General features: G+C 63.0%; 19 protein-coding genes and 2 rRNA genes. 20 read left to right on the forward strand and 1 reads right to left on the reverse strand.

What is annotated here, in order from left to right; genetic code table 11:
• Positions 1-189: 189 nt before the first annotated feature.
• The 20 genes from SK1NUM_RS05650 (at position 190) to SK1NUM_RS05745 (ending at position 19,175) form a co-directional block, all read left to right on the forward strand.
• A 23S ribosomal RNA gene (locus SK1NUM_RS05650) occupies positions 190-3,297 on the forward strand.
• Positions 3,298-3,422: 125 nt separating this feature from the next.
• Positions 3,423-3,540 (forward strand): 5S ribosomal RNA (gene rrf / locus SK1NUM_RS05655).
• A gap of 619 nt (positions 3,541-4,159) precedes the next feature.
• Complete coding sequence (locus SK1NUM_RS05660; RefSeq protein WP_212326442.1) at positions 4,160-5,161, forward strand: tetratricopeptide repeat protein; 1,002 nt, start codon at positions 4,160-4,162, stop codon at positions 5,159-5,161.
• On the forward strand, positions 5,158-6,147 hold the full coding sequence (locus SK1NUM_RS05665) for an HAD-IIA family hydrolase (RefSeq protein WP_212326444.1): 990 nt from the start codon (positions 5,158-5,160) through the stop codon (positions 6,145-6,147). The genes SK1NUM_RS05660 and SK1NUM_RS05665 overlap by 4 nt, the downstream gene beginning before the upstream one ends.
• A complete protein-coding gene (locus tag SK1NUM_RS05670; RefSeq protein ID WP_212326446.1) occupies positions 6,144-6,371 on the forward strand; it encodes a hypothetical protein in 228 nt (75 codons plus the stop codon). The genes SK1NUM_RS05665 and SK1NUM_RS05670 overlap by 4 nt, the downstream gene beginning before the upstream one ends.
• Positions 6,368-7,105 carry a TlyA family RNA methyltransferase gene (locus SK1NUM_RS05675; protein ID WP_212326448.1) on the forward strand — a complete coding sequence of 246 codons (738 nt, stop codon included), beginning with the start codon at positions 6,368-6,370 and terminating at the stop codon, positions 7,103-7,105. Before SK1NUM_RS05670 ends, SK1NUM_RS05675 begins: the two co-directional genes overlap by 4 nt.
• Positions 7,105-8,007 carry an NAD kinase gene (locus SK1NUM_RS05680; protein ID WP_212326450.1) on the forward strand — a complete coding sequence of 301 codons (903 nt, stop codon included), beginning with the start codon at positions 7,105-7,107 and terminating at the stop codon, positions 8,005-8,007. Before SK1NUM_RS05675 ends, SK1NUM_RS05680 begins: the two co-directional genes overlap by 1 nt.
• Complete coding sequence (recN, locus tag SK1NUM_RS05685; protein WP_212326451.1) at positions 8,001-9,677, forward strand: DNA repair protein RecN; 1,677 nt, start codon at positions 8,001-8,003, stop codon at positions 9,675-9,677. Before SK1NUM_RS05680 ends, recN begins: the two co-directional genes overlap by 7 nt.
• 11 nt (positions 9,678-9,688) lie before the next feature.
• Entirely contained in the window at positions 9,689-10,261 is a 573-nt protein-coding gene (locus SK1NUM_RS05690) for an isochorismatase family protein (protein ID WP_212326453.1), read from the forward strand.
• A 94-nt stretch (positions 10,262-10,355) separates the two neighbouring features.
• Positions 10,356-11,270 (forward strand): hypothetical protein, encoded by a 915-nt coding sequence (locus tag SK1NUM_RS05695; RefSeq protein WP_212326455.1) that lies wholly within the window; start codon positions 10,356-10,358, stop codon positions 11,268-11,270.
• 101 nt (positions 11,271-11,371) lie between these two features.
• Positions 11,372-12,085: a hypothetical protein gene (locus tag SK1NUM_RS05700; protein WP_212326457.1), complete on the forward strand. Its 714-nt coding sequence runs from the start codon at positions 11,372-11,374 to the stop codon at positions 12,083-12,085.
• 73 nt (positions 12,086-12,158) lie between these two features.
• Entirely contained in the window at positions 12,159-13,037 is an 879-nt protein-coding gene (locus SK1NUM_RS05705; RefSeq protein WP_212326459.1) for an LCP family protein, read from the forward strand.
• Positions 13,038-13,103: 66 nt separating this feature from the next.
• Positions 13,104-13,730, forward strand: a complete 627-nt coding sequence (locus tag SK1NUM_RS05710) for an NUDIX domain-containing protein (protein ID WP_212326461.1) — start codon at positions 13,104-13,106, stop codon at positions 13,728-13,730.
• Entirely contained in the window at positions 13,731-14,642 is a 912-nt protein-coding gene (locus tag SK1NUM_RS05715) for a site-specific tyrosine recombinase XerD (protein WP_212326463.1), read from the forward strand.
• Between the two features lie 79 nt (positions 14,643-14,721).
• A complete protein-coding gene (locus SK1NUM_RS05720; protein ID WP_223927840.1) occupies positions 14,722-15,648 on the forward strand; it encodes a ParA family protein in 927 nt (308 codons plus the stop codon).
• Positions 15,645-16,013, forward strand: coding sequence for a hypothetical protein (locus tag SK1NUM_RS05725; protein ID WP_212327528.1), 369 nt, complete (start codon positions 15,645-15,647; stop codon positions 16,011-16,013). The genes SK1NUM_RS05720 and SK1NUM_RS05725 overlap by 4 nt, the downstream gene beginning before the upstream one ends.
• Entirely contained in the window at positions 16,010-16,834 is an 825-nt protein-coding gene (locus SK1NUM_RS05730; RefSeq protein WP_212326467.1) for a segregation and condensation protein A, read from the forward strand. The genes SK1NUM_RS05725 and SK1NUM_RS05730 overlap by 4 nt, the downstream gene beginning before the upstream one ends.
• On the forward strand, positions 16,831-17,394 hold the full coding sequence (gene scpB, locus SK1NUM_RS05735) for an SMC-Scp complex subunit ScpB (RefSeq protein WP_212326469.1): 564 nt from the start codon (positions 16,831-16,833) through the stop codon (positions 17,392-17,394). Before SK1NUM_RS05730 ends, scpB begins: the two co-directional genes overlap by 4 nt.
• The gene (locus tag SK1NUM_RS05740) at positions 17,387-18,121 is read left to right on the forward strand and encodes a pseudouridine synthase (protein ID WP_212326471.1); all 735 of its coding nucleotides are present in this window, start codon (positions 17,387-17,389) and stop codon (positions 18,119-18,121) included. Before scpB ends, SK1NUM_RS05740 begins: the two co-directional genes overlap by 8 nt.
• Positions 18,122-18,155: 34 nt before the next feature.
• Positions 18,156-19,175 (forward strand): FKBP-type peptidyl-prolyl cis-trans isomerase, encoded by a 1,020-nt coding sequence (locus tag SK1NUM_RS05745; RefSeq protein ID WP_223927844.1) that lies wholly within the window; start codon positions 18,156-18,158, stop codon positions 19,173-19,175.
• Here the strand turns inward: SK1NUM_RS05745 and gluQRS are convergent.
• Complete coding sequence (gluQRS, locus tag SK1NUM_RS05750; protein WP_212326473.1) at positions 19,159-20,079, reverse strand: tRNA glutamyl-Q(34) synthetase GluQRS; 921 nt, start codon at positions 20,077-20,079, stop codon at positions 19,159-19,161. The genes SK1NUM_RS05745 and gluQRS overlap by 17 nt on opposite strands.
• Between the last annotated feature and the right edge of the window lie 18 nt (positions 20,080-20,097).

Genomic DNA, 20,097 nt, shown 5'->3' on the forward strand with positions numbered 1-20,097 from the left:
TTGTGTTGTGGTGTTGGGTGGAACATTGACTTGTTGTCTTGGAGGGATTTTCTGGTTGTGGGTTTTCTTCAGGGCGGGGGCACGTTGTTGGGTTTTGAGGGGTCGATGCTGTAGTGCTGGCTTCTTGAGGTGTGTTTCTTGAGAACTTTATAGTGGATGCGAGCATCTTTGTAGAATTTGTGTTGTGTTTGGCAAGCTACTAAGTGCGATCGGTGGATGCCTTGGCACCAAGAGCCGATGAAGGACGTTGTAACCTGCGATAAGCCTAGGGGAGTTGGTAAACGAGCTGTGATCCTGGGATGTCCGAATGGGGTAACCTTGAATGTCCGGAGTTATGTCCGGTGACTTCTGCCTGAATGTATAGGGTAGTTGGAGGGAACGCGGGGAAGTGAAACATCTTAGTACCCGTAGGAAGAGAAAACAATAGTGATTCCGTGAGTAGTGGCGAGCGAAAGTGGATGAGGCTAAACCTATACCGTGTGATAGCTGACAGGTGTTGCGGTGTGGGGGTTGTGGGATGTTGTGTGGCCTGGCTGTTGACGGGTCGTGGAGTGATAAATGGTGGGTGAAGTTGAACAGGTTGGAAAGCCTGAGCGTAGTGGGTGATACTCCCGTAGGCGTATGTCTGCCACTTCATTGCAATATTTTTCCCAAGTAGCACGGGACTCGTGGAATTTCGTGTGAATCTGGCAGGACCATCTGCTAAGCCTAAATACTCCTTGGTGACCGATAGTGGATGAGTACCGTGAGGGAATGGTGAAAAGTACCCCGGGAGGGGAGTGAAATAGTACCTGAAACCGGTCGCATACAATCCGTCGGAGCCTTCTGCTGTGTGTGGGGGGTGACGGCGTGCCTTTTGAAGAATGAGCCTGCGAGTTAGTGATGCGTGGCGAGGTTAACCTGTGTGGGGTAGTCGTAGCGAAAGCGAGTCCTAAGAGGGCGTTGAGTCGCGTGTTCTAGACCCGAAGCGGGGTGATCTATCCATGGCCAGGGTGAAGCGAAGGTAAGACTTCGTGGAGGCCCGAACCCACTTCAGTTGAAAATGGAGGGGATGAGCTGTGGATAGGGGTGAAAGGCCAATCAAACTCCGTGATAGCTGGTTCTCCCCGAAATGCATTTAGGTGCAGCGTTGCGTGTTTCTTGCCGGAGGTAGAGCACTGGATGGTCTAGGGGGCCTACAAGCTTACCGAAATCAGCCAAACTCCGAATGCCGGTAAGTGAGAGCGTGGCAGTGAGACTGTGGGGGATAAGCTTCATAGTCGAGAGGGAAACAGCCCAGATCATCAGCTAAGGCCCCTAAGTGGTGACTAAGTGGAAAAGGATGTGGAGTTGCGTTGACAACCAGGAGGTTGGCTTGGAAGCAGCCATCCTTGAAAGAGTGCGTAATAGCTCACTGGTCAAGTGATTCTGCGCCGACAATGTAGCGGGGCTTAAGTTATCCGCCGAAGCTGTGGCGCCTGCACTGTTGTGTGGGTGGGTAGGGGAGCGTCGTGTGTGTGGTGAAGTTGCGGGGTGACCTGTGGTGGAGTGCATGCGAGTGAGAATGCAGGCATGAGTAGCGAATGACGGGTGGGAAACCCGTCCGCCGAATATCTAAGGGTTCCAGGGTCAAGTTAATCTGCCCTGGGTTAGTCGGGGCCTAAGGCGAGGCCGACAGGCGTAGTCGATGGATAACGGGTTGATATTCCCGTACCGGCGGAGCAACGTCCGTGCCGGGGCGCATGATGCTAAGCATGCGAGGCTGTGGTTTGTCTTTCGGGGCAGGTCATGGTTGAGTCTGTGATCCGATTGTGTAGTAGGCAAGCTGCGGAGGGACGCAGGAAGGTAGCTCATCCTTGGTTTTGGTTGATCTGAGGCTAAGTGTGTAGGGCGGGGTGTAGGTAAATCCGCATCCTGGGTGCCTGAGACATGATGGGCCTAGCCCCTTTGAGGGGTTGGGTTGAGTGATCCTATGCTGCCTAGAAAAGCTTCGTTAGCGAGTTGTGAGCCGCCCGTACCCTAAACCGACACAGGTGGATAAGTAGAGAATACTAAGGCGATCGAGTGAATCGTGGTGAAGGAACTCGGCAAAATACCCCCGTAACTTCGGGATAAGGGGGACCTGAAGCGTATTAGACTATTTGCGTTGAAAGCGTTGAGGGTCGCAGAGACCAGGCCCAAGCGACTGTTTACTAAAAACACAGGTCCGTGCCAACTTGTAAGAGGATGTATACGGACTGACTCCTGCCCGGTGCTGGAAGGTTAAGGGGAACTGTCAGCCACTGTGTGTGGTGAAGCGGTGAACTTAAGCCCCAGTAAACGGCGGTGGTAACTATAACCATCCTAAGGTAGCGAAATTCCTTGTCGGGTAAGTTCCGACCTGCACGAATGGAGTAACGATTTGGGCGCTGTCTCCACCACGAACTCGGTGAAATTGCATTACGAGTAAAGATGCTCGTTACGCGCAGCAGGACGGAAAGACCCCGGGACCTTTACTATAGTTTGGTATTGGTGATCGGTGTGACTTGTGTAGGATAGGTGGGAGACTGTGAAGCTGGGACGCTAGTTCTGGTGGAGTCGTCGTTGAAATACCACTCTGGTTACTCTGGTTATCTAACCTAGGGCCATGATCTGGTTCAGGGACAGTGCCTGATGGGTAGTTTGACTGGGGCGGTCGCCTCCTAAAAGGTAACGGAGGCGCCCAAAGGTTCCCTCAGCCTGGTTGGCAATCAGGTGTTGAGTGTAAGTGCACAAGGGAGCTTGACTGTGAGACTGACGGGTCGAGCAGGGACGAAAGTCGGGACTAGTGATCTTCTGGTAGCGGATGGAAGCGCCAGGACTCAACGGATAAAAGGTACCCCGGGGATAACAGGCTGATCTTGCCCGAGCGTCCATAGCGACGGCATGGTTTGGCACCTCGATGTCGGCTCGTCGCATCCTGGGGCTGGAGTCGGTCCCAAGGGTTGGGCTGTTCGCCCATTAAAGCGGCACGCGAGCTGGGTTTAGAACGTCGTGAGACAGTTCGGTCCCTATCCGCTGCGCGCGTAGGAGTCTTGAGAAGGGCTGTCTCTAGTACGAGAGGACCGGGACGGACTAACCTCTGGTGTGCCAGTTGTTCCACCAGGAGCACTGCTGGTTAGCTACGTTGGGAAGTGATAACCGCTGAAAGCATCTAAGCGGGAAGCACGCTTCAAGATGAGGGCTCCCACAGAAACAATCTGGTAAGGCCCCCCACAGACCATGGGGTCGATAGGTCGGACGTGGAAGCGTAGTAATACGTGAAGCTGACCGATACTAATAGGCCGAGGGCTTACCACACAACACACACCCACAACTGTGCACTAACCGCATCCACTATAAGGTATCCCAAGAAACACACCACCCCCAACCCAAAAAGGCAGGGGGGCTACAACTTCACACTATAGACTTGGTTGCCGGTTTGTGACGGTGGTCATAGCGAACAGGGAAACACCCGGACCCATCCCGAACCCGGAAGTTAAGCCTTTCAGCGCTGATGGTACTGCACACGCCAGTGTGTGGGAGAGTAAGACACCGCCGAACAACCACAAAACATGTTCCCCTGCACTGATCACAGTGCAGGGGAACAATCATTTTCGCCACTCTCCCTGCCAGCTGTACTCCACGTATGGAGTACAGTCACCAAGCTGTGCCGCCTTCCCCGTGATCGCGCCGATATACGAGATCCCAGCCGCCCGCTTCCTGACCAAGACTCGTGAAGACCGGGTTGAAGTTGGGTTCTTGGCGTTGCTTTGGGAGAATTACAGCTATGGCTTTTGATGGAAAGCCCCCGGGGAGGGGTGCTCAGGATCGCGGTCATGGCCAGGGCCGCGGCGATCGTGACCGGCACGGCCGTGCCAGTTCGAGGGATCGCACCAAAGGGGGAAAAAGAGACGGGCAAAAACCCCGCGACCGTGACCAGGCGCCGTGGCATCAGGGCGGTGGGCATGGCCGCAGCCTCAATCCTCGTCGCCGAGAGAAGTCCTGGGGAGAGAAAGGCCAGTCCCGTGACGAGCGGAGGCAACAACGCTTCACATCACGCGGGGGAGAAGAAGACCGCAGCTCGCGTGGGCAGCGTGAGCCTCGGAAGTTCCAAGGATCCCAGCGTGAGTTCCGTGGACAGGACACAAAGGGCCGCCGGAGGGAGCCTGAGGAACGACGTGTGCCGAAACCCGGCACCGCGCGGGCGCACGATGGACCCTCCGTGCCCAAGGACTTCGATGAGTCCTCGCTTCCTGTGAACGTCCGGGCTGAGTTGAAGAGCCTGCCCAAGGATCTGGCGGCCACGGTGGGGGGGCATATTCTCGCGGCCGGTGAGCTGCTGGACGTCGACCCGGAACTGGCGCACCGGCATGCGGAGGCCGCCAAACGACGTGCCGGGCGCCTGCCAGTCGTGCGGGAGGCTGCTGCTGAGGCGGCCTATGTCTCTGGGCACTACGACATCGCCCTGCGCGAGTTCCGGGCCATCAGGCGGATGAGCGGAGGCGATGAGCTTCTTCCCGTGCTCGCTGACTGTGAACGCGCCCTGGGAAGGCATCGCGAGGCACTCGAGCTGTTGGCAACCCTGGACCCGCGTACGAAGAAACTTGGGCTCCGTATCGAGTGCATTCTCGTGGAGGCGGGGATTCGCGCTGACCTCGGGCAGCGTGGGGAGGCATTACGTCTGCTCAAGTCTGCGATCTCGCACCGGATCGGCCCGAGGCCGGCTCAGGCTCGTCTCCACTACGCTTACGCTGACCTGCTTGAGGCTGAGGGGCGGAGTGACGCCGCACGGGAGTGGTTTGAATCAGCCGCCAGTCTGGATCTGGACGGGCGGCTTGACGCCACGGATCGGATTGCTGCTCTTGACGGTATCACCCTGCCCGAGGACTTTGAGACGGAAGATCCTGCGGAGAAGACCGATCCAGAAGACGAGATGGAAACCCAGGTGATCGACGTGACGGCCCCGCCAGCAGGCGCGGTGGTGAAACGAGTGGCTCCCGGGGGACGCCAAGACGAGGCGGAGGAAGAGGGCGCGCCGCATCGCACACCGGCGGCGGATGACGCAGCTGGCACGGTGCCTGCACGCCGAGAGTCAGCCGTCCCCTATCAGCGTGATCTTCTGATCAGCCCGGAGGAGGAGATCGCTGAGATCCTCTCCGAGATCGATGGGGATGGTAGATGAGTACGCTCGTATCGGGTTATGACGCCGCCCTGTTCGATCTTGACGGCGTGATCTACCTCGGGCCAGACGCCATCGACGGAGTTCCGGAGGCGCTGGCTGACCTGCGCGCCGGGGGGACTAGGCTCGGGTTCGTCACTAATAACGCCGCACGTACTCCGGCTGCTGTGGCCGAGCATCTCCGTGATCTCGGCATTGACGCCAGTGACTCGGACGTCGTCAACTCAACCCAGGCCACGGTACGCATGCTCCAGGGGAAGCTCCCCGAGGGAGCGAAGGTGCTCGTAGTGGGAACGGACGCCCTTGCCACCCAGCTTGCCGAGGGAGGCTTTGTCCCAGTATCGGCACTTGATGAGGAGCCTGTCGCCGTCATCCAGGGCTACCATCCACAGCTTCCCTGGAGCCTCTTGGAGCTCGGGGCCATAGCAGTTCAGAGGGGGGCGGCGTGGTTTGCCACCAACCCTGACCAGACCCGCCCCACCGAACGCGGCATCCTGCCGGGTTGTGGTGGGCAGGTTGACCTGATCGCGGACTGCGTCGGGCACCGACCCCCGATGGCGGGCAAACCTTTCCGGCCACTCTTCGACGAGACCCTGCTGCGGCTTGGCGCCACACATCCGGTTTTCGTTGGGGACCGGATCGACACAGACATCATCGGTGCTGGAAACGCCGGCATGGATTCCCTCTTCGTGTTCACGGGGGCGCACGGCAAGTACGACCTCGCGGCGGCTGAGCCCATCGGCCGGCCGACCCACATCGGCTATGACGTCTCGGCCCTGCTAGCCCCGGTCCGTGAGGTGGAGACCGTCGGGAATGGCTTCCGCTGTGCTGGGGCGGAGGCCTGGATGGTTGACGGCAGGGCGGTTGCCGATGCGGTCCCGCAGGACATTGATGGGCAGCTGGACCTGTTGTGGTGCGTGCTGCATGCCGTGTGGCGGTTCCAAGCTGACGGCAAGGACCTGTTGGCCCGGCTGGACCGGTTGCGATGACTGCCCCCACTCCCCGCAGCGCCGCCCCTGGTGAGGTGCAGCGCCTCCAGGCGATCAACGAGGCCATGAGGAGGCTTGACGAGGTGGGAGAGCTTTCCGCCGATGAGGCACTCGCCCACTTGGAGGAAGTGCATCAGGTCCTGGCTGAGGCCCTGAACCCCGGGGCGGCCTCCCAGGGCCACGCTGGCTCGGAGGGCCACGCTGGCTCGGAAAACCCACAGTGAGGCTGGATCAGGCACTTGTCGCCCGCGGACTGGCGCGTTCGCGTACGCAGGCCGCCCGGCTGATCGCAGAGGGCAGGGTCCTGGTGGCCGGGGACGTGGCCCAGAAACCAGCGCTGGCTGTGACTGATGACACACAGATCATCGCCGAACCTGAGAAATGGGTCTCCCGGGCTGCCTACAAGCTGCTGGGAGCCCTGGAGGCATCCGGAACCCGGTTGCAGGGCCGTATCCTTGATGCCGGGGCATCGACGGGAGGGTTTACCCAGGTTGCGCTGGAAAGTGGCGCTGAGCTGGTCTACGCCGTGGACGTCGGGCACCGGCAGCTGGCCGGCCTGGTACGCGCCGATCCGCGCGTCCGGGTGCGGGAAGGCCTCAATCTGCGAGAGATCACCCTGCAGGACCTGGACGGGCAGCCGGTCGATGCCATCGTTGGAGACGTCTCGTTCATTTCGCTGAGGCTTCTGCTGCCCTCGCTGCTGGATGTCCTACAAGAGGATGGGGTTGCCCTGCTGCTGGTGAAGCCACAGTTCGAGGTGGGGAGGCGACGACTCGGAACCGGAGGGGTGGTAAACGATCCGCGGCTGCGCGAGGAGGCGGTGGATGCTGTTACCGCGGTTGCTGCCAGCCTGGGCTGGGAGTGCGACTGGCGTGCCCCGAGCCTGCTGCGTGGTGCCAGTGGAAACCAGGAGTTCTTCATTCGATTGTGCGCTGCTCGGAGCGCTGATTACCCTTGATGACCGTGGAGACCCGTGCTGTTGCCGTGCTGTTGCATCCTGAGCGCCCGGAGGCGCTGGAGGCAGCCGTTGCCTTCATGAGGCAGATGCCTGGCTTCCGGTTTCTGAGTTTTCCCGACGATGTCAGCCGACTGGCCGATTTTGTTCCCGATGCGGATCTAGCACCCATCGGTACCAATCCCGTTGAGCTGGCCGTGGTCTTCGGCGGTGACGGCACTTTGCTGCGGGCAGCGGAATGGGCTCAGCCCCTTGAGGTCCCGCTGCTGGGAGTCAACCTAGGGCATGTCGGTTTTCTCGCCGAACTCGAGACCTCGGACCTGACCTCCCTGCCGCAGGCGGTTATCGAGGGCCGCTATGAAATCGAGCGGCGCTTGGTGCTGCAAGTCGAAGTGTCTGACGCGTCCGAGCAGCTTCTGTGGTCGTCATTCGCGATCAACGAGGTATCCCTGGAGAAGCTGATGCGAGAGAAGATGCTCAACGTTCTCGTGCATGTTGACGCCCATCCTCTTTCCCGCTGGGGGTGCGACGGGGTACTGGTGGCCACCCCGACCGGTTCCACAGCCTATGCGTTTTCAGGCGGCGGGCCCGTCGTCTGGCCCGAGGTGCAGGCGATGCTTATAGTGCCGCTGTCAGCGCATGCCCTGTTCAACCGGCCGATGGTCCTTGCCCCCACATCCCATGTGTCCCTGGAGCTGGGGGGACCTGTCCCACAGGGCATCATCTGGTGCGACGGGCGGCGTAGCGTCGATGTGGGCCCGGGGATGCGCATTGCGGTGAGAGCAAGCGAACACCCGATGCTTCTGGCGCGACTGTCCGAGCAGCCCTTCACCACGCGGCTGGTGCGCAAATTCGAGCTGCCGGTTGACGGCTGGCGGCGTTCCCCCCGGGGTGAGGCATGCTGACAGAGCTTCGCCTGAAATCGCTCGGAGTGGTGGAGGACGCCACCCTCCCGCTGGGTCCCGGCCTCACCGCTCTCACAGGTGAGACGGGTGCGGGCAAGACGATGATCGTCGCCGGGCTTGGCCTGTTGCTGGGTGCCCGGGCTGATGCCTCCCTGGTGAGGAAGGGCCAGGACAAGGCAGTCGTGCAGGGGCGCTGGGAAGTCGATGATGCCATCGCTGAAGCGGTCGAGGATCTCGGCGGCGATCTCGATGACGGGGTGGAGCTCGTCACTCTTCGCCAGATCTCTGCCCAGGGGCGTTCCCGCGCGCTGGTGGGCGGCGCGCAGGTCCCGGTCTCTGCCGTGGCCAGTCTGCTGGATGAGATCGCGACAATCCACGGTCAGTCTGAGCAGACACGGCTTTCCACACCGGAGCGGCAACGAGAGCTGCTGGACACCTTCGCGGCCCCGGCTGCGCTGAACGACTACCGCCGGGATTTCGCAGAACATCGTCACATCACCGAGGAACTCGCCAGACTTGAGACAGAGGCGTTGAGCCGCACCCGGGAGGCCGAGGTCCTCCGGTTTGGCCTGGACGAGATCGCCGCCGTGAATCCTCAGAAGGGGGAAGACGAGGCTCTGGCGGCAGAAGCGGTGCGCTTGGCTGATGCTGATGACCTGAAAGCCTTGGCTGTCAGCGCCCAAGTGGCGCTGAGCGGCGCAGAGGAAGACCTGGATGCCCCCAGCGTCCTGGGACTGGCCGGCTCCACCCGCAAGGCCCTCGACTCTCTCGCAGAACGGGATCCGAGCGCCTCCGAGCTGGCGCGGCGCCTCACAGAGGTCAACTATCTGCTGGTAGATCTCGCTCAGGATGTCGCCAGTCACGCCGCAGATCTTGTCGCTGATCCCCTGCGCCTGGCAACTGTGGCAGACCGGCGTGGTGAACTGGCAACGCTGACCCGCAAGTACGGCAACAATGTCGCTGAGGTGCTCGAGTGGGCGAGACAGGCCACCGAGAGGCTGGCTGAGCTTGAGGGGGCGGATGAGCGGATCGAAGAATTACGGGAGCGCGCGGCGATCCTGGAAGAGGCACTTGAGACTGCCGCGTCTGCGATCACCCGGGATCGCAGGGAAGCCGCGGGCAGGCTGGCAGAGCTCGCAGCTACCGAGCTGAAGGCTTTGGCCATGCCGCATGCCCGGCTCGAGTTCGCGGTGACGCAGGCCTCGCCCGGTCCTCACGGCGCCGACCGGATCGAGCTGGTGTTCGCCGCCAATCCAGGGTCAGCTCCAGGCCCCCTCGGGAGAGTCGCCTCTGGTGGTGAGCTGTCCCGGGTCCGGCTGGCCTTGGAGGTGGTCCTTGCGGGTAAATCAGCCGGGCGCACTTTTGTCTTTGACGAGGTGGATGCCGGTGTCGGTGGTGCCGTCGGCCTGGAAATCGGGCGCAGACTCAAACGGCTCGCCGCAGGAGGCCAGGTGATCGTGGTCACGCATCTTGCGCAGGTGGCGGCTTTCGCCGACCAGCATTTCGTGATCGCGAAATCCAGCGATGGGCAAGTCACCACGTCCGATGTCACGCTCCTTGATGAGCAGGAACGCGCTGCGGAACTGGCGCGCATGATGAGTGGCAGTGGAGAATCGGACGCGGGTTTGAGACATGCGGAGGAGCTGCTCAAGAGCGCACAGAACGGCTAGGCTCTCCCGGTATGAGCCGTGCATTGATCGTCGTAGACGTGCAACGTGACTTCTGCGAAGGCGGGTCCCTCGCAGTGCTGGGAGGAGCGGCAGTGGCCGCGGCGGTGAACCGTGTCCTCGCGGGGAACCATGGTTACGACCTGGTGGTAGCGACTCGTGACCATCACGTTGATCCGGGGTCTCACTTCAGCGATGAACCCGACTTCCAAGATTCCTGGCCACCGCACTGCATCGCAGGCACGGCGGGGGCGGGTCAGCACCCCGGGCTGCATTTCACCGGATGGGACGGCCTCTTCCTGAAGGGGCAGCACAAGGCCGCCTACTCCGGTTTTGAGGGGACCGATGAGGCCACAGGCGAGCTCCTGGCTGAGTTTCTCCACAATCGCGGCGTCACTGAGGTTGATGTCTGTGGCATAGCCGCCGACTACTGCGTTGACGCGACGGCTCGCGATGCCGCTTCCGCGGGTTTCGCGACCACGGTGCTGACTGATCTGACCGCTGCGGTGCATCCCGAATCCATGCTCCGGTTGAGACGGCAATGGGCTGATGCGGGGTTGCAGACACGTGACACCGGCGGAGCCTAACTTTCCTCCAGCTGATTTGTCGCGCATGCCGACTTTCGGCTAGTGTCCGCCCTCGTAGGGCGCCATGGTGAGCGCACCTGGGAGAGGAACAGACATGAGGAAGCATGCCCTGACGGGTGTTGCTGCCCTGGCCATCGGCTTGGGTTTTTTCACAGCTCCTGCGGCGCAGGCCGACGGCTCCGCCAGCCTTGAGGTTTACGCCGTCGGCACTGCTCAGAACGGGGCGGCTCCGGTGTGGCTGGGAGGGCAGTGCAGCTCTGGTGCTTCCCGGGCGACGCTGCATTTCCTCGCTGGGGAATTTCCCGGGCTGGAGTTTGCGCATCCGGTTGAAGTCGCGAGCCCCTCGCCGGGGACACAATCGCCTGAGGTCCCCAGCGAAGCCGGGAATGACGATCCCGACAACAAGGTGGACGTTACGCTGAATAGCGATGGCAGCTTTGAATACATCTATGACACATCCGGTGTGCAGCAGGTGATCGCCAATTGCATCTACCCAGATGGAAACGTGGCAAGCACCTCCACCGAGGTCAATGCGGACCTGCCCACTAAGCCGGCCCTGTCGGCGTCGAGCAATGAGCAGCAGGAGTTCTACCCTGGCGGGACCATTGAGCTTTCGCTCAGGGGATTTGCGGCTGGTCAGAGTGCTGAGGCATATATGCACTCCAAGCCAATGTTTTTCTGGGATGGCAATACAGGTTCGGGGAATATCGACGTCCGGACAAAAATCCCCGAGAACGCCACACCTGGGAAACACCATCTCACGATCCGGGCACGGAACGGGCAGCGGGCCATTTTCGCCTTCCTGCTGAGGAACAAGCCCGCAGGTGATAGCGGAGGCTCCACTGCCGGGCCAGTCCAGCCCCGTGGTGATAAGCCCGCGCAGCAGCGGGAGGGACGGGAGAAGACAGTGGCCCACAAGCAGCAGGGGAAACAACAGAGCACGGGAGGACGCCAGGTGTCACAAAGGCTTCCAGCGGTGATGCCGAAGTTGCCCAAGACAGGGTTCTGACGGACATGTGGCAGGGTCTCTACCTATCTTTGTGAACTGTCAGTGGTATAGCCTAACCCTTGGTGCGTGGCATTGGGCTACGCAGAACAGAGGGGAAGTATATGAAGACTCGTGTCCTTGCCGGGGCTGCAGCTGTAGCACTGGCCCTTGCGGGTTATACCGGGGCCGCACCGGCCTCCGCCGACGACGCCGTGCCCTCGTTGACGGTCCGGGCCGTCAATACCGCCCAGGGTGACTCCTCGGCCTATCTGGATGCCAAGTGTCCTGAGAACACCGCCAAGGCCGTCATCAAGGTTGGTACCTGGAAGACTGAAACAATCAACCTGAAGAATCAGCAGGACGAGTTTGGCTACATGGTCAACGGCCAGGGACAGGTTCCCACTACGCTCACCTGCTTCGATTACCAGGACAAGTCCACCAACACCACCGTGGAAGTTGACGTGACCAAGCCCATCGGCCCGCAGGTCACTGTCAGTGGTGATGGTGTGGCCAGGAAGGCCGCCCCGGGTGGAAACATCACCGTCAGTGCCACTGGTTTCACTGCCAGCAAGGAAGTCGATTTCACCCTGTATTCCAAGCCCTACGCGCTCGGCAAGGCCACATCCTCCGAGAGCGGCTCCGTGCAATTGAGTGCCGTCGTGGACAAGGACGTTACACCTGGCAGCAACCACTTCGTGGTCCTCAAGGCCGACGGTGAGGTTGGCTTGGCCAACGTTACCGTCGTCAGCAAGGAAGACCTCGGCAAGAGCCAGCCCAAGCAGGATGGCTCGAAGTCCGGTAAGCCCGGTATGCCACGCACCGGTGCCCCAGCCTGATCCAGCAACCAACCGCCCCGGGCCTGGAGGCCCGGGGCGGTTTGCCATTCCCAGGTGGATCTGGATTCCCGGGATGCTGATCCTGGCTCTCGTGGTCGGCCTGGCCGCCGCAGGCAGCCTGCTTGCCTCACGCGCCACCAGGCTGGAGGTAGCGCTTCACACCTCACGCGATGACGGGCGCACTCTCGTCATCGTCGGGATCGATGACCGCTCCCTTGCGCCCGAAGGAACCACCGACTTCGGTGACCTCAGCGATGAGCATGGTGCCCGGGCCGATCTGATCCTGGCGTTGCGCCAGCAGGGTGGGCAGATCCGTGCCGCAAGCATTCCCCGGGACCTCCTCGTCGAGGTCGCACCCAGCGAATACGACCGGTTGGCAACCAGCTGGCTGCGGGGCCCGCAGGCTTTCGTCGATGGTCTTTGTCGTAGTCTAGCGATGCCGGTGGACCATCTTGCCGTGATGAACCTGCGGGGATTCGTCACCCTGGTCGACGCTGTCGGCGGAGTGGAGGTCACGCTGGAGCATCCGCTACGTGATGAGCACGCGCACATCGATCTGCCTGCGGGAACACAAAGGCTTGACGGGCGTACCGCCCTTGGTTTCGTGCGTAGCCGCCAGGGAGAGATCCTGGCCGGTGGAACCTGGACTCCCGATCCTGAGGGGGCGGCCGGGAGGCAGCGCCGCGGTGGTGAGGTGTTCCGCTCCCTACTCAGGCAGCTGCCCCGCAACCCTGTGCATCTCTACTCACTGGCCTGGCAGACACTGCCGGAGACCTCGCTGAGCGAGGGGACGTCCCTGCTCGACCTGGCGAGTTTTCACGACCTCAGTGGTGGATTCACAGGTGTCCCCGTTGAAGGTGGCCAGGACGCCGAGGACTGGGTGGCTTTGGCCAACGATGAGACCCGGGCTGCTCTCTCGCAGGCCGGCCTGGCGGGTGGCTGCGGTGTGTGAGCGCTCTGTGGCAGGGTGTTGTTAGATCAATGAAACTGCCCGCGGGCGGTAGCGAGGAGAAGGTGAATGAGCTGGGACCGACCTGTTGCCTGGGAAGTCCAGGAACGCGCGGAGCTGGGGGCTGGGCGGGTCTCCACTTTCGTGGACGAGACCGTGGTGACCCCATCCGGCGAGATCATCACACGCCAGTATCTGACGCATCCCGGCGCGGTGGCGGTTGTCTGCTGGGACGAGGAACGCGACGTCATAGCAGCAGTGCGCCAGTACCGGCATCCCGTGCGTCAGGAGATGGTCGAGATCCCGGCCGGCCTGTTGGACCTGGAGGGCGAGGACTACGTGGCCGCGGCGAAACGGGAACTCGCCGAGGAAGCGGAGCTGGCTGCCTCCCGCTGGGATGTGCTGATCGACATCGTCACCACGCCAGGCGCCTGTGAGGAGTCCCTGCGGATCTATCTGGCACGTGACCCGCACCCTGCCTCTAGGCCGGAGGGCTTCGTCTTGGAGGGGGAGGAGGCCCACATGAGATTCGAATGGATTTTCCGCCCTGCGCTCGTTGCTGCTGTGTTCGCTGGGGAATGCCAGTCACCGAGCCTGGTCTCAGGGGTGCTGGCTCTGGAGACAGCCCGGCTCTCCGGGCGGCTTGACCAGCTGAGGCCTGCAGATGCTCCTTGGCCGGTCAGGGCCGGTCGCTGAGTGACCGCGGCTGAGGACATCTTGGAGCAGTACCTGGCTCACGTCCGGGTGGAGCGGGGACTGCGGGCCAACACCGTCGCTGCTTACCGCCGTGACCTGGAGCGGTATCTTGCGTTTCTCTCGGAACGCGGTGTGACCGATCTTGCGGCGGTCACACCGGTGGAGATCAGTGAGCACGTGCGTGACCTGGCAGGCGAACTCAAGGGAACGTCGGTGGCGCGGGCGTTGGTCAGCGTGCGCAACCTGCATGCCTTCGCGCACGAGGAGGGGGTGACAGCTGGCAATCCAGCTGCCGAGACCCAGGTGCCTAAGCTGGGCAAGCGTCTCCCCAAGGCGCTCAGCGTCGCTGAGATTGATGCCCTGCTGGCGTCACCGGACCGGGATGACCCCATAGGAATGCGAGATGCCGTCTTGCTGGAGATGCTCTACGGGACAGGCGCCCGTGTCTCCGAGATCACCGATCTCGATGTCGACGACGTCACCACGGTCGTGGACGACGAGACCACGGGGCTGAGGCTCCGGGGCAAGGGCGGCAAGGAACGGGTGGTGCCGTTGGGCAGCTTCGCCCGGGAGGCCCTCGGCGCTTATCTGGTGAGAGGCCGCCCCATCCTCGCCGCCAAGGGCGACGGGGGCGGTGCACTGCTGTTGAACACCCGTGGCAGGCGTCTGACACGCAACTCGGCGTTCACCGTCGTCGTACGCCATGCCGAGCAGGCCGGTATCGAGGCGGATGTCTCACCTCACTCGCTACGGCACAGCTATGCCACCCATCTGTTGGAGGGCGGCGCCGACGTGAGGGTAGTCCAGGAGCTGCTCGGGCATGCCTCGGTGGCGACCACACAGATCTACACCCTCGTGACGGTGGATCGCCTGCGTGAGGTCTACCTCGAATCGCATCCGCGGGCAAGGTGACAATCTTTGCCCCGGGAAGAACAGTCGATTCCCGGGGGCCTGTGGTTTATGCACACATGGCACTGTCATCCTGGCTAGGATGGACTTGTCGACATTTTTAGGAGGCGAAGTGGCCGACGAACTGTTCAAAGTTCCAGATGCGCCCGCAGAATCCACACTTCCGGAGGAAATCGGACCCACAGGGCGGCCCATGCCAGATCTGCCTGTCCCCGCACCCCCGGCTCCCGGGCGGGAAATGAGTGCCGTGATCATCTCGATGTGCAATCAGAAGGGCGGGGTGGGCAAGACCACGACAACCATCAATCTGGGTGCAGCCCTGGTTGAGCTTGGCCACAAGGTGCTGCTGGTGGACTTCGACCCGCAGGGTTCACTTTCCGTTGGCCTCGGTGTGAATCCTCACACCCTGGAGCGCAGCGTCTACAACCTCCTGCTCTCCCGTGACTACACGGCGGGTGAGGTGATCCAGCCGACCTCGGTGGAGGGCATGGACATCCTGCCCAGCAACATCGACCTGTCGGCCGCAGAGGTGCAGCTCGTCAGTGAGGTGGCCCGGGAACAGACCCTGACGCGCCTGCTGGAGCCGCTGCGCAGTGACTACGACTTCATTCTCGTCGATTGTGCCCCTAGCCTTGGGCTGCTCACCATCAACGCCCTCACCGCAAGTGACTACGTCATCATGCCGCTGGAATGCGAGTTCTTCGCGCTGCGCGGTATCGCCCTGCTCACAGACACCATCTCCAAAGTTGCCGACCGGCTGAACCCTGATCTGAAGATTCTCGGGATCCTCGGCACCATGTACGACGGACGTACCCTGCACTCCCGCGAGGTGCTGGAGCGTGTTGTCCAGGCATTCGGCGACGACGTCTTCCACACCGTCATCCGGCGCACCGTGAAGTTCCCCGAGACCACCGTCGCGGGTGAGCCCATCACCACCTACGCGTCGGCCTCGAAGGGAGCCGATGCCTACCGGATGCTGGCGCGAGAGGTGCTGCGGAAGTGCCAGTGAACAAGAGGGCCAGCCTGCCCGGCGCGAGCGAGTTGTTCCGGCCCACTAAGGCCCCGGAGCCCGTCACCCCAGCAGCTCCTGCCGACCCTGAGAAGGCCAAGCCGCAGAAATCGGAGCCACAGGGGAAAGAGAAGGCATCCCGCCCGGTGGCGTCAGGCCGCATCAGGCATGACCAGAAGATCACCGTCTATTTCTCCTCCGAGGAGTTGTTCGCGCTGGAGGATGCCACCCTTGAGCTGAAGCGCCGTCACGGCATTAACCTGGACCGGGGGCGCTTGGTGCGCACCGCCGTTGCCTTGGCCCTGCTCGACCTGGCTGAGAACGGCGCCGACTCGGCTGTGGTGGCGGAACTGAATCAGAAGTGAGCAGGCGGGCCCGCAACCGGACCGCGGAGACACCTGAGACCACTCCCGGTTTCGATGTGCACCTGGCGAACTTCGAGGGTCCGTTTGACCTGCTGTTGCAGCTCATCTCCCGTCGCGAGCTGGACGTCACACAGGTGGCGCTGAGCCAGGTGACCGACGAGTTCGTCGCGTACGTTAGGGCTGCAGGGGAGACCCTCGGGCTGGAGCAGACCAGTTCCTTCCTGGTGGTCGCAGCCACCCTCCTGGACCTGAAAGCCGCCCGCTTGCTGCCGGGCGGTGAGGTCACCGACCCAGAGGACCTGGCTGCACTGGAGGCCCGAGACCTGCTGTTCGCCCGGCTCCTCCAGTACCGGGCCTTCAAACAGCTGGCCTCCTGGGTTGGACAGGCCATCGCAGTCGCAGATCGCCAGCACTGGCGTCCCGGAGGCTTGGAGGAGCAGTTCCGTGGTGTCCTGGTCAAGGTTGAGCTGCCGATTGACCCCAGTGGGCTCGCCCGCCTGGCTGTCCGGGCACTGACTCCGAAACCCACGCCTGCGGTGCAGCTAACCCACCTGCATGGCAGCCGCGTCAGCGTGGTCGAGCAGACCGGGATCGTCTCCGAGCTGCTGGCGGACAGGGGGCAGGCAACTTTCCGATCCCTCGTCGCCGGCTGCGACCGCCTGACCACCGTCGTGCGTTTCCTAGCGGTCCTTGAGCTGTTCCGCGCGGGGAGGGTCAGCTTCGAGCAGGCCGGCCCGCTCAGCGAACTCAGTATCCGATGGTCGGGAGGCGCCGCACATGAGATCGCCGTCGACGAGTATGACTTCGAGGAGGGGACGTGAACGCTGGCCGTGCCATCGAGGCGCTGCTGATCATGGCCACCGAGCCTCTGGCCGCAGCGGATCTGGCGGCCCAGCTGGGACTGCCGGAGCGTGATGTGACCGCGGAGCTAGAGCAGCTGTCCCGGTTCTACCAGGACACCAGCAGGGGTTTTGAACTGCGCCGTGTCGCTGGGGGATGGCGGCTGGCCACCGCCCCCGACCTCGCGGAGACGCTGGAGGCCGCCGTGGTTGCCGAGACCCGGGCCCGGCTGAGCCAGGCCGCCTTGGAGACCCTGGCCGTCATCGCCTACCTGCAGCCTGTCACCCGCGGCCGGGTTTCCGGGGTGCGTGGCGTGAACGTCGACGGCGTGGTCAGGACCCTGTTGTCGCATGGGCTGATCACCGAGGCAGGAGAGGAACCGAGCGGGGCCATGACCTTCGCGACCACATCGCTGTTCTTGCAGAAACTCGGAATCGACTCGCTGGATGAGCTTCCGGACTTGGCGCCATTGCTGCCCGACGCCGTAGCCTTGGAGGCTGAACTGCGCGCCGCGTCGGGAATTGAGGAGCAACATGACTGAGCCGGAGGGCATCCGCCTGCAGAAAGTCCTGGCTGCGGCCGGTGTGGCATCACGGCGTGCCAGCGAGATCCTGATCGCCGAGGGCCGCGTCGAGGTCAACGGCACGGTGGTCTCCGAGCAGGGACGCCGGGTGGATCCGGAGCGGGACACCATTCGCGTGGACGGTGCGCGTATCCCGCCGCCACGTCACCATCGTTACCTGGTGCTGAACAAGCCGCGCGGCGTGGTCTCCACGATGGAGGACCCGGAGGGCAGGCGTACCCTGGCCGACTACCTGCCACGGAAGACAGAACGGCTGTTCCACGTGGGGCGGCTCGACACCGAGACCGAGGGCCTGATCATCCTGACCAATGACGGCGAGTTCGCGCATCGTCTTGCGCATCCCAGTTTCGAGATTCCGAAGACCTACGTCGCAGAGGTCGCGGGACTCGTGGAGCAGCGGACCCTGCGCCGGCTGGAGAAGGGGCTACGCCTCGACGACGGCCCCGTGAAACCGGACCGGGTCAAGCTAATTTCCCGGGGCGAGTCGCGTTCGCTGCTGGCCATCACCCTCCATGAGGGACGCAACCGCATTGTCCGGCGCATGATGGACTCTGTGGGTCACCCCGTGGACCGGCTAGCGCGCACAGCCATCGGTCCGGTCCGGCTCGGCCAGCTGGCGGTCGGCACCACCCGTGAGCTGAGCCGCCAGGAACTGGGCGCACTGCTCGATCTCGCCGGGATGTGAGGAGTGTAACCAGGTCTGAGGTAGCATCTGCTGGGTGCGTTTGAGTGAAGTGATGACCCGAGCCCGGATGGCCCTTGCGGCTGCTGCTCTATCCGCGGTGGCCCTGGCGGCCTGCTCTGAAACCCCGGCCGATCCCTCTGCAGGGGCGTCCTCTGGCGCGGCGACGGAACCCGCCTCGCCCGCCCCGAGTTCATCCCCGGCTGCCCTGCCCACGGGGAGTATCACCCCATCGGACAACCTCGACGCGATCACCGTCTCCGATGCCGACACCCCCGAGGTGAAGGTCCCGGCGCCGTGGGCCATCAGCAGCACCCAGACCAAGGTACTGCGTGACAGCAGCAACTCCCAGGTCGTCGGTGACACCTCCACCGTCACAGTCAATTACGTGGGCGTCAATGGGCGCACTGGCGAGCCTTTCGACAGCTCCTACACCAAGGGCCAGCCCGCGACGTTCAAGCTGGACGGGGTGATCCCCGGGTTCAAGACCGGCCTGGCCGGGCAGAAGGTCGGGTCGCGAGTGCTGATCGGCATGACAGGTGCTGACGGCTACGCCCAGGGCAACGCCAAAGCCGGCATCGAGGCGGGTGACTCCCTGCTGTTCGTCGTCGACATCGTCTCCGCTTCCTACACCGAGGCCACAGGTGAGGCGGTCACCCCGGCTGACGGCCTGCCCGCGGTCACCATGACCGAGGGCAAACCGGAGGTCGCGATCCCGGAGGGTGGCGTCAACGCCGAGCAGCTCGTGGTCCAGCCGCTCATCAAGGGTGCGGGCACAGAGATCACCGCCGAGTCCAGCGTCTCTGTGAAGTACCGGGCCTGGGGCGCCAAGTCCGGGAAGCTGATCTATGACGCCTGGCAACCCCAGGAGGGCAAGCTCGCCAGCCTCATCGCGGGCTGGAAGACAGGTCTGCTGGGGCAGACGGCGGGGTCGCGCGTGATGCTAATCGTGCCCGCCGCTGAGTCCTTCCCGAATGGGAACCCGAGCATGGGTCTCGAGAGTGGTGAGGGGCTCGTCTACGTCATCGACATCCTCGACGTCAAGGCTGCAAGCTGACCAGCTGCCTCCCCGTCCACGTGACGGGGAGGTGAAAGGCGGCAGGCAGGAGCCTGGGCATGGCGTCCAGGGCTTCGTGAGGTGTCGTGTGACGTCCTAGACCCAGTGACGCGGTCAGCTCGGCCAGCACGTCGCTGGTGCGCCATCCCTGGGCCTGCAGATCGGCCAGGGTGACCGCGCCGTCACGTTTTGCCAGGCGCTTCCCCCGATCGTTGGTGACTAGGCCGATGTGTGCATAGGCCGGCGGCTGCCCGCCCAGCTGGGTGGTCAGCCATGCCTGGCGGGGCGCGGAGCTGAGGAGGTCGGCGCCGCGCGTGACCTGCGTCACCCCTTGGTACATGTCGTCCACCACAGAGGCGAGATTGTATGCAGGCACGCCGTCTCCCCTCACCAGCACGAAATCATCGACGGTAGCGGTCACCTCGCCTGAGAACCGGTCCGTCACGGTGAACACCGCATTCTCAGCACGCACCCGGATCGCTGCCGGCCGTTCCTCCCGTCTCCTGCTGCGCTCAGCCGCCGACAGCCTCGCACAGGTCCCCGGATAGGGACGGTATCCGTCGTTGTGCGGAGCTGAGGCTGCCTGTTCGATCTCACGCCGCGTGCAGAAGCACTCGTAGGTCCGCTCTCGTAGCCGGGTCAGAGCATCGCGGTAGGCCTCCATGCGCTCGGACTGGGTGACGGGTTCGCCATCCCATGCCATTCCCAGGTCCTTCAGATCCCTCAGCTGACGGGCTGCGGCGCCTTCTGCCGCCCGCACCCGTGCCACATCGAGGTCTTCAACCCTCAGCCGCCAGCTTCCCCTTGCGCGATGAGTCAGCAACCACCCCGCCAGCGCGGTGCGCAGATTTCCCAGGTGCAGATCGGAGGTGGGAGAGGGGGCATAGCGGTCAACGATTGACATGCCCCCATTGTTGCGGCG

This window comes from Arachnia rubra, from assembly GCF_019973735.1.
Classification (GTDB): Bacteria; Actinomycetota; Actinomycetes; order Propionibacteriales; family Propionibacteriaceae; genus Arachnia; species Arachnia rubra.